Origin of the sequence: Cellulophaga sp. 20_2_10, from assembly GCF_023476645.1 — a bacterium.
GTDB lineage: Bacteria > Bacteroidota > Bacteroidia > Flavobacteriales > Flavobacteriaceae > Cellulophaga.
Genome location: NZ_JAMCOJ010000004.1, coordinates 439,113 through 451,860 on the forward strand (window position 1 = coordinate 439,113; position 12,748 = coordinate 451,860).

14 protein-coding genes are annotated in these 12,748 nt (G+C 32.2%); 4 read left to right on the forward strand and 10 right to left on the reverse strand.

All coding sequences use genetic code 11. The features are described 5' to 3' along the window. Positions 1-104 precede the first annotated feature (104 nt). Entirely contained in the window at positions 105-494 is a 390-nt protein-coding gene (locus M4I21_RS10640) for a YchJ family protein (protein WP_249559136.1), read from the forward strand. Here M4I21_RS10640 and M4I21_RS10645 read toward each other — a convergent pair. Beyond that, positions 491-1,840 carry an exonuclease domain-containing protein gene (locus M4I21_RS10645; RefSeq protein WP_249559137.1) on the reverse strand — a complete coding sequence of 450 codons (1,350 nt, stop codon included), beginning with the start codon at positions 1,838-1,840 and terminating at the stop codon, positions 491-493. The two genes, M4I21_RS10640 and M4I21_RS10645, sit on opposite strands and share 4 nt — an antisense overlap. After that, the gene (locus tag M4I21_RS10650; RefSeq protein WP_249559138.1) at positions 1,837-2,610 is read right to left on the reverse strand and encodes an XRE family transcriptional regulator; all 774 of its coding nucleotides are present in this window, start codon (positions 2,608-2,610) and stop codon (positions 1,837-1,839) included. Before M4I21_RS10650 ends, M4I21_RS10645 begins: the two co-directional genes overlap by 4 nt. Positions 2,611-2,932: 322 nt before the next feature. On the opposite strand from M4I21_RS10650, the gene M4I21_RS10655 reads away from it, so the two are divergent. Beyond that, positions 2,933-4,456 carry a GH3 family acyl-acid amido synthetase gene (locus M4I21_RS10655; protein WP_249559139.1) on the forward strand — a complete coding sequence of 508 codons (1,524 nt, stop codon included), beginning with the start codon at positions 2,933-2,935 and terminating at the stop codon, positions 4,454-4,456. 6 nt (positions 4,457-4,462) lie between these two features. Here M4I21_RS10655 and M4I21_RS10660 read toward each other — a convergent pair whose 3' ends face one another. The 8 genes from M4I21_RS10660 to M4I21_RS10695 all read right to left on the reverse strand — a co-directional run bounded on the left by M4I21_RS10660 (position 4,463) and on the right by M4I21_RS10695 (position 10,900). Continuing rightward, the gene (locus tag M4I21_RS10660; protein ID WP_249559140.1) at positions 4,463-5,065 is read right to left on the reverse strand and encodes a hypothetical protein; all 603 of its coding nucleotides are present in this window, start codon (positions 5,063-5,065) and stop codon (positions 4,463-4,465) included. Positions 5,066-5,161: 96 nt separating this feature from the next. Beyond that, a complete protein-coding gene (locus M4I21_RS10665; RefSeq protein ID WP_249559141.1) occupies positions 5,162-5,611 on the reverse strand; it encodes a ferritin-like domain-containing protein in 450 nt (149 codons plus the stop codon). Between the two features lie 218 nt (positions 5,612-5,829). Continuing rightward, positions 5,830-7,212, reverse strand: coding sequence for an NAD-dependent succinate-semialdehyde dehydrogenase (locus tag M4I21_RS10670; protein ID WP_249559164.1), 1,383 nt, complete (start codon positions 7,210-7,212; stop codon positions 5,830-5,832). Between the two features lie 48 nt (positions 7,213-7,260). Next, positions 7,261-7,566 carry a hypothetical protein gene (locus tag M4I21_RS10675; protein ID WP_249559142.1) on the reverse strand — a complete coding sequence of 102 codons (306 nt, stop codon included), beginning with the start codon at positions 7,564-7,566 and terminating at the stop codon, positions 7,261-7,263. A 116-nt stretch (positions 7,567-7,682) separates the two neighbouring features. Further along, positions 7,683-7,982 (reverse strand): ribosome hibernation-promoting factor, HPF/YfiA family, encoded by a 300-nt coding sequence (hpf, locus tag M4I21_RS10680; RefSeq protein ID WP_249559143.1) that lies wholly within the window; start codon positions 7,980-7,982, stop codon positions 7,683-7,685. Positions 7,983-8,031: 49 nt separating this feature from the next. Next, entirely contained in the window at positions 8,032-8,673 is a 642-nt protein-coding gene (locus M4I21_RS10685; RefSeq protein ID WP_249559144.1) for an NADPH-dependent F420 reductase, read from the reverse strand. A gap of 193 nt (positions 8,674-8,866) precedes the next feature. Beyond that, positions 8,867-9,889 carry an AI-2E family transporter gene (locus M4I21_RS10690; RefSeq protein ID WP_249559145.1) on the reverse strand — a complete coding sequence of 341 codons (1,023 nt, stop codon included), beginning with the start codon at positions 9,887-9,889 and terminating at the stop codon, positions 8,867-8,869. 108 nt (positions 9,890-9,997) lie between these two features. After that, on the reverse strand, positions 9,998-10,900 hold the full coding sequence (locus tag M4I21_RS10695) for a YihY/virulence factor BrkB family protein (protein ID WP_249559146.1): 903 nt from the start codon (positions 10,898-10,900) through the stop codon (positions 9,998-10,000). Between the two features lie 590 nt (positions 10,901-11,490). Here M4I21_RS10695 and M4I21_RS10700 point away from each other — a divergent pair. Both M4I21_RS10700 and M4I21_RS10705 read left to right on the forward strand, forming a co-directional pair. After that, a complete protein-coding gene (locus tag M4I21_RS10700) occupies positions 11,491-12,360 on the forward strand; it encodes a phage integrase SAM-like domain-containing protein (protein ID WP_249559148.1) in 870 nt (289 codons plus the stop codon). A gap of 43 nt (positions 12,361-12,403) precedes the next feature. After that, positions 12,404-12,694 carry a tyrosine-type recombinase/integrase gene (locus M4I21_RS10705; RefSeq protein ID WP_249559149.1) on the forward strand — a complete coding sequence of 97 codons (291 nt, stop codon included), beginning with the start codon at positions 12,404-12,406 and terminating at the stop codon, positions 12,692-12,694. Positions 12,695-12,748 lie beyond the last annotated feature (54 nt).

Sequence of the window (12,748 nt, forward strand, 5' to 3'; positions counted from 1 at the left end):
GTTTGCTTTTCTGTTAAAATAAGTTACATATAGTATAAATATTTAAAAACTATTTATTAGTTTTATAATCTTTAAATCAATGAATTACAATAATTAATTAGCGTATGCAATGTCCTTGTAATCCAACGCAGCTTTATAAAAATTGCTGCCAAAAAGCACACACAGATATTAGAACTGTAGAGACGGCAGAAGAGCTAATGCGCTCTAGATACAGTGCTTTTGTATTAGCAGATATAGATTATTTGCAAAAAAGTCATTATAGTAAAACAAGGCCCTCTAAAAGAGAAAAGAAGGGAATAGAAGATTGGACTAATTCTGTGCACTGGGTTAAATTAGCAATTGTAGATACCATAGATGGTTTAAAAGAAGATACTACGGGTGTTGTAGAGTTTAAAGCTTTTTTTATGGAAGATAATCAGGTTATTATATTGCACGAAAAATCTAACTTCTGTATAGAAGATGGTCATTGGGTGTACGTAGATGGCAATAATTAAGCAGTTACTACTTTTTTCTTTTTTACACTACGCAGTATTTTCTGAATGTCTAAATTATCTTTTTGAGGAACAAGAAAATTCTCTAAATCTTCATTGCGCTCTATAATCTCTGATTTTGCTATAAAACCATAACCTTGGTACGTTCCATTTTTTAAGAGTATAAAGGCATCTTCCTCTGGCGAACGACCTTCTTCTTTTAAAACAGTTAGCTCAGCAACGTCTTTAATATGCTGTATTGCCTGTGAAACACGTAAATTATAAGCTTCTACAGTTTCTTGATCTCTACAAATACCATTACAAGAACTAATTTTATGATGATTACAAGCATTAGTGCCGTCTTGTAAATGACAGTATTTAGGACATAAATTAAATAAAAAGCACAACTCCTCTATGTACCCAATACATTGGCGAACATTAGAAAATATTTTTAGTGGATTTGGTGTAGATTTTAAAGTATTGTAGGCTAAATGTAAAATACCTTTTCGATCTACATAACTAAAAACCGCATAGGTTTTAAGGTTTCTTTTCGCAAGTTGGTTGTACTCTGGATAATGTTGTTTTATAGCAGCATCTTCCATAAGCAATGCCACAAGTTCGCTGCCAGAAAGTTCAAAATCAATATCTGCAGTTTCTCTACACATATCTAAAGACTTTTGGGTTTTGCTATAGAAATGAGAAAGCACTCGTTTTTTTAAATCTAGAGCTTTACCAATGTATATAATTTTTCCTTTTTTGTCTTTAAAATAATACACGCCAGGTGTATTAGGAATTTTATTAAAAACCTCGGTAGGTAGGTGAGAGGGTAGTGCACCTTCTTTAGATGTTTTTTTTAGAAAACTTTCAAAAACAGTCTCGGCATCTTCTTGCGCTTGTAAAATTTTAAAAAGAGTAACAGTAGCTTCTGCATCTCCTCTAGCTCTGTGTCTGCCCTCTATTGTAATATTTAGCTTAGAGCAAAGTTTACCTAAACTGTACGATTTGTGACCAGGTAATAGCTTACGAGATAAACGAATAGTACATAGTTTTTTACGTCTAAAATCTTTGTCTATAGCCTTAAACTCATTACGTATAACATTATAATCAAAGTTTACATTGTGTGCTACAAATATGGTGTCTTCCGTAATTTCTAAGACCTGATCTGCAATCTCTGCCCAAGTTGGTGCATTGGCTACCATAGCATTATCTATGCCCGTAAGAGTAGTAATATAATAGGGTATTACAGATTCTGGGTTTACTAAAGAAGTAAATTCTTCTACAACCTTTTCGCCGTTAAATTTAAAAATAGAAATTTCTGTAATTCTATTGGTTTGTCCTGTAGTTTCTACATCAATAATAGTGTACATCATGATAAAGACTTTTCTAGTGCTTTTAATTCTACGCCAAGCGTGTTAAACATTGTAATAATGCTACTTATTTTTAATTCTTCTTCTGTGTATTCTTGGGTATTAATACTGCAGGTGAATTCCCAGATTTCTAAAACTTCATCTATAGAAACCTCGTATGGTTGGTAATCTGCATTATCAGAAACTAGTTTTAGATTGTTTTTTTCTTCAATTTGGTTGTATACTCTTTTGTAGACCATACCATCGTTTAGCGTAACTAAAACATAGGTTTTGCCACTCGTAATATCTCTTCTGTCTTCTATAAACTTACCAATAACAAAAGCGCCACTTTTCATAGGTAACATAGAATCTCCTTTTATAGGAAAAGCTCTGTGTTTACCTGTTGGTAAAAAAGGTAATTTAATTTTTGCTAGTTGTTCTATATATTCAGGATCGTCATAACCCGCTAAATACCCAGCCGAAGCGGCAACCGGTACAACTTCTATTAGGTTTTCATTATCTGCGTCTACCGTTATGGGAAAAAGAACACGTTGGTTTCCTATTTCTATAAAAGATGCATCTGCAGCCTTACTTAAATCGTTACGTACAAGAATGTCTATAGGTAGTCTAAAATAGTCTGCCAATTGTATAAGCGTTTCTATGGTTGGGGCAGAACGGCCTTCTTCATAAGAACTAATACGTGCTCTGGTAATTTGTAAATCTTTAGCCAAAGCCTCTTGTGTAGCGCCTTTTAAGCTTCTTAAATGACGAATGTTAGTTGCGATAAAAATCATAATGCTACAAATGTAAACAATAATTGCAACTAATTGTAGCTAAAAAAATAGTACATAATTTATTTATAGTTAATTTTTTGTAGTTAGTTGATTATATGTGGATTAAGAATGTAGTTGATTTTGTTTTATATTGATGAAAAATTTATTTCTGTTTTTTATCCCTATTCTTTGTTTAGAATTAACAATTCTTTTGATAGCGTTAAAGAATTGAGTAGATTTTATAGAATTTTGACATTCTAAGGTTCTAATTTTTTAGACCTATCTAGGTATCGATGAAAATTGTGAATCAGAAAAATAGAAAACACACAAACACATATATAAAATGGCAATAATAGGGAACATAATAAAAGGAATTATACACGCTACAGATATTATTTCATCAGAATATAATGCAGCTGAAGAGCAGCGTGCTGTGTTAATAAATCTTCTTGAAACGGCTAAAGAGACCAAATTTGGAAAGAAATATCAATTTAAAGATGTTTTAGAGTCAGATAATCTAGAGCAAGAATATCGAGATAAAGTTCCTTTTTCAGATTACAACCAAATTACTGCCAATTGGTGGCAAGATGTACAAGAAGGAGAAAAGGACATTACGTGGCCTGGGAATCCAGATTATTTTGCATTAAGCTCTGGTACTACAGGTAAAACCAATAAACGTATTCCGGTTACAGATGCTATGGTAAACGCTATACGTAGGGCTGGAATACAGCAAGTTTTAGCTCTTAGGAATTTTGATTTACCTGCAGATTTTTTTGAAAAAGAAATTATGATGCTTGGGAGTTCTACAGATTTAGAAGTCTATAATAATGCTTTAGAGGGAGAAATTAGTGGTATTAGCGCAAGTAATATTCCGTTTTGGTTTGAAAACTATTACAAACCAGGAAAAGAAATTGCCAAAATAGACGATTGGGATTTACGCATACAACGAATTGCAGAAAAAGCTGCAGATTGGGACATAGGTGCGCTAAGTGGTATTCCTTCTTGGATGGAGTTAATGTTGCAAAAAGTTATTGATTATAACGGTTTAAATAATATCCATGAAATTTGGCCAAACTTGCAAGTATATACTTCTGGGGGTGTCGCTTTTGGTCCTTACAAAAAGAGTTTTAATGCTCTTTTAGGTAAGCCAATAACGGTTATAGATACCTATTTGGCTTCTGAAGGGTTTATTGCTTTTCAAGAACGTCCAGAAACAGATGCTATGAAACTAGTGACTGATAACGGAATTTACTTTGAATTTGTTCCTTTTAATCCGGATTACATTAAGTCAGATGGATCTTTGGTACAAAATGCACCTTCGTTATCAATTTCTGAGGTAGAATTAAACCAAGATTATGTTTTGGTTATTAGTACCGTAGCAGGAGCGTGGCGTTACCTTATTGGTGATACCATTGAGTTTACAGATGTTAAAAGAGCAGAAATTAAAATTACAGGAAGAACAAAATTCTTTTTAAATACTGTTGGATCTCAATTGTCTGTAAACAAACTAAACGATGCTGTACAGTACTTAGAAAAAGAATTTGATATTGAAATTCCGGAGTATACGCTATGTGCCAATCGTATTAATGATGATTTTTACCATTGTTGGTATTTAGGAACCGAAGCTAAAATAGGTGCCGAAAAATTAGCTAAATCTTTAGATAATTTTCTGAAGGAAGCCAATAAAAATTATAAAGTAGCGCGTTCTAAAGCTTTGGAAGGAGTAAAGGTAAGTACGGTGTCACCTTCTGTGTTTCATGATTGGAGTGGAGCCAATAAAAAGAAAGGCGGACAAGTAAAAATGGAACGTGTTATGGGACAAGATAGATTTGCCGAGTGGGAAACTTTTGTAGCATCAAAAATATAAAATTAGTTACTGCTCTTTGGCTTCTCGTTCCTCTACTAAAACCATAATTTCATCGGGAGATAAATAATATTTTTTAATACGCGCCTTGTAAGATTCGTCTATATCGGCATTGTTTAAGATAAATCGTTTTGTTTTTAAAATGTACTTATCCATTCCCGATGTTACAGCATACGAATCTGCAGCGCGTTCTGCTTCTTTAATATAATTGTCAGAAAGAGCGTATTTAATACCAAACCATACTAAGTTTAGGCTACTTCTATTTTGGTAATCTGTTATATGGCCAAGCTCATGACCTAACCAACCAATTAGTATATCACTAGCTACATCGGTAGTTTTAAACTCTTTTCCAGATATCTTAAATTTTCTACTTAATAAGATCAGATATTTTCTTTTCTTACTAGATTTTATGAGGCTCCAAAAAACAGGTTGTGCCTGCATTGTGGACTTTTTAATATTGTTTTTAAATCTAAATTCTATTTGGGTATCTTTTAGTTGAGGATAGTATGATAGGGCAATACGTGCTTCTTTCTCAATAATTTCTGGTATAATATGTTGTGCTATTGTGTTTTGTACACTCATGAATAATAAGATAAAAATTAAGGGCTTCATTTGCTTTAAAATTTGATGAAACTATTTTTATTAGATGATACGTATAAAAAAAAGGATGCTGTACACAGCATCCTTTTTTTTTTAATGGAGCTATGATTAACTTATATCCTCTAAAAATTGTATCGTTTTTAAATCAGACTTAATACTATTCATTTGTTTATTTAAAAGCGAAGCTGTGCTTGGTGGTAGTAATTGGTCTTTTAAAACTTCTTCATACTCATTTACAGCAGCTTTTTCACCTCTAATAGATTCTTCTAACATAGCTTCAGCATCTTCTCCAGAGAAGAAAGCTTTGGTATCCATCCAAGCTCTGTGTGCGCTACCCATAATGCTACCTCCTTTTTCTGGTGCTTCACCAAATTGAAGAATTTCAGTCTTTAAATCAAGACCAAAATTATGACGTTCTTCACTACGTCTACTAAAATAAGGTTTTAATGTGGTGTGATCTGTGTTTTCCGCTGCTTTCTTGTATCCTTTTTCAGCATCGTATGTTTTCTCTAATAAGTTGTTTAATTGTTCTCCTATACTTTCTGTGTAATTGCTCATCGTTTATACTCTTTATTAATTACTAAGCTTTTTTTTAGAGATACAGCTTATTTCATATCATACTCAAATTTACTGCATATTAAGACCAAGCTTTAACGTATATAATTTCTTGATTAACTCATATCAAAAAGAGTGATGCAAAAAAATACGCTGCACCATATAGAATGATGCAGCGTATAGTACTAACAGTTATTTTGCAATGATTTTTACAGTACAAATTATTTCTGTGTTATAGATTTTACATTAACAAATTCGCGAATACCAAAACCGCCGTGTTCTCTTCCGTAACCCGAGTTTTTTACACCGCCAAAAGGCATATTAGGGTAGGCTAGGCCATAAGAGTTAATATGTATCATACCCGTATCAAAATAGTTTTTAGCTAAGGATATTGCTTTGTCTTCATCTTTACTAAAGATTCCGCCACCTAAACCAAATTTACTATCATTAGCAATACGCATAGCGTCGTCATTGTTTTTAGCCTTGATTAATGAGGCTACAGGTCCAAAAAGTTCTTCGCTATATGCTGGCTGATCTGGAGTAATATTTTCTATTACGGTAGAAGGGTAGTAATATCCTTTTGTGTTTGGTATTTCTCCTCCGCATAATATTTTGGCTCCTTTTTCAATACTTTTTTGCACTTTGTTATGCAATTCTTCTCTTAAATCTTTTCGTGCTATTGGTCCTAAAGTTGTAGTGTCTTTTGTAGGGTCTCCAAGTTGCATACTTTCCATAATGCGCACAAATTTTGACTTAAACTGATCATAAACACTGTCTACAACTATAAATCGTTTTGCGGCAACACAAGTTTGCCCGTTATTATATATTCTTGCTTCTGCACAAGTTTTTGCAGCCAAATCTATATCTGCATCATCTAAAACCATATAAGCATCATTACTACCCAATTCTAAAACTGTTTTCTTTAGCACTTCAGCAGATTTTATAGCCACGTGTTTCCCTGCTCCAGAACTCCCTGTTAAGGTAATACCTCTAACGAGGTCATTTGCAATTATTTCATCAGAAACATCATGGTTAATAACGAGTATTTGAAACAGGTCTTTAGGTAACCCTGCATCTTCGTAAATTTCTTTTAATTTTAATGCCGAACCTGTAACATTTTTTGCGTGTTTTAACAACACTCCGTTACCTGCCATTAGGTTGGCAATTGAGTAACGAATAGGTTGGTATAGCGGAAAATTCCAAGGTTGAATTCCGTATATAACGCCTATAGGTGAATAGTGAATAGTACCTTTTCCACCGTCGTAAAGAGGTCTTTCTTCATCTTGTAAATGTTTAATGCCTTCTGTGGCAGTGTAGTTACAGATACCAATACAAAGTTCTATTTCTTGGTAACTTTGACTTAGTAACTTTCCCATTTCTTGTGTCATAAGTTGGGCATATGCGTCTTTATTTTTTTCTAATGTTTTACCAATAGACTTTAGTATTTTAGCACGCTCTTCTAAAGATGTTAATTTCCATTCTAGAAATGCATTGTGACTGTCTTCTACTTTTTTAGTAGCCTCATCACTATTTATATAGGTGTATTTTGCTATAGTTTCTTCTGTAGCAGGATTAATTGTCTTAAATTCAGTTTCATTATTCATATCGCTCATTTTCATTCTTTTTTTAAGTTCTCCTTTATTCTACAACTATTATTTGCTAGTATTTGCTCTTTCTGGTGCTTCTAAATTTTCATTATCTTCTCCGCCTTGCGCAAATAAGGTGTTTTCTTCATCTGTTATACTTTTCTTTGTATTTAGGTTGCTTTGGTGTCTGCCAGGTACATCTAAATCTTTTCCTTGAAAGTCTATAGACTCTTTTCGGTCTAGTAATAGTCTATCGTCTTCCGAATCTGCGCGCAATCCTTTTTCTCCTAAAGCGCTAATGTCATCTTCCGTTATATCAGAATTATAGGTTGCTTTGGTATTTTTATTTTTTATCTTTTCTTCAGTTTTCATTTTCAATTTTTTTTAGAGTGTTATACGTAAATAGCAGTAGTGTTTTCTGTTTTTATTAGCAACAAAATACTCTTGCTATTTTTGGAGTTTTAGATATTACATATTTTAATATGTGTTTATCTTATTCCCATTTTATCTTTCGTTTTTTGTAACTGATTGTCTAAATCTCTAACAGTTTCAGCTATAGCAGACTCAAATGTTTCTGCGTGTGTAGATGCAAATACTCTTGGTCCAGGCATACTAAGGCGTATATCGCAAATTTGTTGCCTATCGTCTGTTCGGTTTTGAACTTTAAAGAATACATCAGCACGATGAATAAAGTTGAATTTTTTATGTAAATGGTCTAATTTTTCATTAACAATGGCTTCTAGTCTACTACTAGCAGTTACATCATTGTATTCGTATATAATTTGCATGTGTTTGTGTTTTTATGATTAGTTGTTTTTAAGCAGTATTTGTAGCTGCTTATTTTTGTTTTAGTGCGTTAACAGTATCTAGAAGCTCAGATTTAGAAGTAGAAACCCCGTATATTTCTTGCTCTGGATCCATAATTTTTGTGTCGCTTAAGTTGCCAATATATACAGCATCAAATCCAATGTCTTCTATTAAGTTTTGTACAACGGTTTTGCTTTGTTGGTCTTGGGCTGCAAATGGCACCGATAATTTGTCTTGAGATCTAAAAGCACGGTCTCTTAAGTGTTCTGCTTTTATGGTATTAAAAGCTTTTGCTGTTTTAGCAGAGCTAAATTTCATAGCGGTATATTCAGACGCATTGTAATTAGCATCTCTTACGTTTTGTGCCATATCCCCATCTCTTTCTGGGTAAGGGTTTGTTGCATCCAAAATAACACTGTTGGCATACTCACCAGCATAGAGTTCAGCTATTTTATCTATGGCTTTAAAAGGCATTGCTAACACGTATACATCTGCTTTAGCTTCAAAAGCAGCTGTTATACTAACTGCTTTTGCATTTGTACCTGCTTCTTTAATAAGACTTCCTAGTTGCTCTGGGTGTCTAGAACTAAAAAGAACATCGTGACCTGCTTTTGCCCAGTGTTTACCTAAATTTCCTCCAATTTTTCCGCTTCCTATTATTCCTATTTTCATACTAATATTTTTTTATTCTGATGCCTCAGAAGGTTATACTTTTTTTACTTACTCAATAATACAACTGATTTGTAGTAAAGATTAACTGGTTTGATTTCATCTTTGATGCAATCAATAAAAAGAGTAAAAAAATCAACCTAAAAAATAGATTTAGAATTATAAGATCTAATTTGAGTAAAAGCTTGTTTGTGGGTTAGCTGCTTTCTTTAGATTCTTGACCGTATTGTTTTTTGTAAATGCGAACAACAATAAGAAAGAGACTCACTAATAAAGGGCCAAAGATTAATCCTATAAAACCAAATAGCGGAACACCAACCAAAACACCTACTAAGGTTATTATTGGGTGTACATTGTCTATTTTTTTTAAGATATACAATCTAAATACATTGTCTGTGGCTCCAATGGCAACAAGACCATAGATAAATATACCCCAAGCCTGAAAACTATCGCCGTTGGATAATGCCAATAAAAATACAGGCACTGTACCCAATGCACTACCTACAAACGGAATCATAGAACCTACGGTAACAATAGCAGCCCAAAAGAATGGGTCTGGTATTCCAAAAATTAAAAAACCTATTAACCCAACAATACCTTGCCCTATGGCAACCAAAGGAATTCCTAGCGCATTTGCTTTTACATTTGCACTGGTTTCCGTGCTGATTATTTTTAAATTTTCATCTCTAATTGGGATATAATCAAATAACGAATCTCTTAGTTTTTTTCTGTTTGTTAGCATAAAAAATAAAAGAAAGTACATAAGAGTTACCGAAATAACCATATTAAAGGTACCTCCTGCAAAGTTCTGAAGGTGGTCTGATAACCAAGATGTTATTGCGCTTGTGTTTATTTCTGATGTTATGTCTATATTAAAATAAGATTCTACCTTCCCTAATTGCTCTTTACTGGCATTAATAACTTTTTGAGAGTTGTCTACGGCATACTGTATTTTACTTCCCATCATAAGGCCTAAGCCAACTAAAGGAATCATTATACATAAAAAAGATAAGATCATTAGAAAAATAGCGGCAAGGTTAGGATACCATCCTTTTTCTACGAGTTTCTTCATAGATTTTCTTAGTATAACATAAATGGTAATTGCTCCTAAAACACCACTAAAATAGGGTAGCATTTCTTCAAAAATGAGCGTACCCATTAAAATTATGAGTAGCAATACAAAAATCTGTCTTATAATATTTGGACTAATATGCTTCATTGTTGTGAATTAAAAAGGTGAATGATTATTGCTGCAAAAATGAAAACTTACTGCGCTATGTTTTAGTTGTATCAAACAAAAGATTAACTCTTATAAGATAAATTTTGTTTATTTTTTTATTGCAATACCTTTTGGCTCTATACCAGAACCATAGCGCTTAGCATATACATAGGTGAACTCCGCTCCAAAGAAAAGAATAAGCGAAGAGTAAGATACCCACAAGAGAATTAGAACGATACTCCCAGCTGCACCATACGTAGAGCCAGGGTCTGCTTGACCAAAATAAATTCCCAATAGTAATTTACCTATTACAAAAAGTATAGCTGTTAATATGGCACCAATCCATACTGTTTTCCATTTAATTTTGGCATCTGGCAAGTATTTAAACATTAGTGCAAACAACACAGAAATAATACCTACAGATAAAACAAAATCTAATATATAGGCTACATATAATAATATATCTGGCAATACGTCGCGTATATAACTATTTAAAGCACTAATGGCCGCTGTTACAATAAAACTAACTAATAGTAGAAAGCCTATGACCAAAATAAAAGCAAAACTCACAGCACGATCGGTTATTATTTTCCAAATACTAGCTTTAGGGTTAGGTTTAATTTTCCAAATTTCATTTAATGATATTTTAAGTTGATAAAAAACCCCTGTAGCACCAAATAGCAGCGTACCAATACCAATTATTGTAGAGAGAAGGTTTTTTTCCGAGTCTTGTGTTTCCCTAATGATTTGTTCTATTGCAATTGCAGCATCTTTGCCTAAAGCAGAAGTAAACTCATCTGTTAATTGCCCTTGAACAATTTCAATTCCCCAAATAGACCCCACAACATTAATTATGATTACTAGTAAAGCGGGTAGTGCTAACACTGTATAATAGGCCACAATAGCACTTAGTCTAAAAGGATCATCTGCCATCCAAGATTTATACGTTTTGTTGAGTAGTGATGGTAGCTCTTTAAGTTTAAATTTATGAGAATTATTTAACTGTTTCATTTTTATGGTGCTTTACGCAGTCTAAAATCTTACTTTTTTTCTGTAGCCTTTAATTCAAATGAATCTATTATTAACCCAATTCCTTTTCTATAGTAATGGTAAAACGAATTAAATCTATTACGAGTTAAAGAAAATAAACTTATTTAGGTTTAAATATTTTCTAATTAAGTCTATTATTTTTAAGTTGATAATATACATCTGTAAAAAAAAGAGTGGGAGCGGAGAATAGGAATTACTTGCCTTTTTATAGTGAAAAATTGGTATAATTGAAAAAGCAACTAAGTTGTTATAGCGTAAAAAAGCAGCTGTTTTTAGTGTAAAGGCTCTTAAATGAAGGAAAAAGGCATAAAAAAAGCGATTTAGTAGAACTAAATCGCTTTTCTGTTGTAGCGAGAACGAGAGTTGAACTCGTGACCTCCGGGTTATGAATTTTAAAAAAAGGATGTCAAAATAAACTAAATACCTTGATAGTTAATTAGTTATATGTGTTTTAATTTTGCTTGATATTGAATAATTACATATAATATCATTAAATGTTGTACCTATGTTGTACCTAGATTTTGTATCTTTAGCTTAATAAATTTATTAAGGTGTCTTCAATTAAAGCAGTTTTAAGAAAAAAAGCAAATTCTCAAAAATTATATCCTATTGCGCTTAGGATTATAAAGGATAGAAAAGCTACTTTTATTTATATCGGTCAATATATAAAACAAATTGACTGGGATAATAAAAATTGTGCTGTTAAAAAATCACACCCAGATTTTTTGTATATCAATCAACTTATTTTGAATAAAAAGTCTGAGGTCAATAAAAAGTTAATTGATGCTGAGATGGAAATTAACTATCAGTCGGTAACAGCAATAAAAAGTAAAGTTTTAAATAAAAAAAACGAAGACTTTTTTCTAATATCAAACTATTATTTGAATCAATTAAAAAAACGAAAACAATTCCATCAGGTAGATATAGAAAAACAGCGCCTTCAAGTTTTTAAAAATTTCATTAAAAAAGATACATTTAGCTTAGGAGATTTTGATTTGCGGCTGATGAAGGGATTTGAGAATCATTTGTCTACTAAAAGGAAATTGGCTAAAAGAACGATTGCAAATTATATGATTACAATCCGTACAATTCTGAATATAGCTATTTCTGATTTTTCGATTAAAAATGTAAGTTATCCATTTGGTAGAGGGAAGTATCAAATAAGGTTTCCGGAATCAGTTAAGATAGGTTTAACTATTGAAGAAATTAAAATTTTAGAAAATATAAAAGATCTTACTATGGCACAACAATATGCCTTAAATGCTTGGTTACTTAGTTTTTATTTTGCCGGAATTAGGGTTAGTGATGTTTTATTTTTGAAATGGAAAGATTTCTTAGATAATAGATTGCATTATAGAATGGGGAAAAATAAAAAACTTGTTTCTTTAAAAATACCAAATAAAAGTAAAGGGTATTCTTAGCCAGTTAGAGAAAAATGAGGAAACTGTATATCTTTTTAAAGAGTTGGAGGGTGTTGATTTAGATGATGACAGGTATTTAAAAACGAGAATAAAGACTGCTACAAGAAATTTTAATAGACGCTTGAAAATGGTAGCAGATAAAGCCGGTATTGATAAAAAACTAACGATGCATATTGCACGTCATAGTTTTGGTAATATTTCAGGTGATAAAATTACAATTCAAATGCTTCAAAAGCTATACAGACATTCTTCAATTACAACTACTATTTTGTATCAGTCTAACTTTATGCAACAAGATATTGATGAAGCTTTAGATAAAGTTGTAGAGTTTTAAGTAAAAAGAATAGATAATTTGAATATTAAATGATGGCTTTTTTACTTTTAAAAT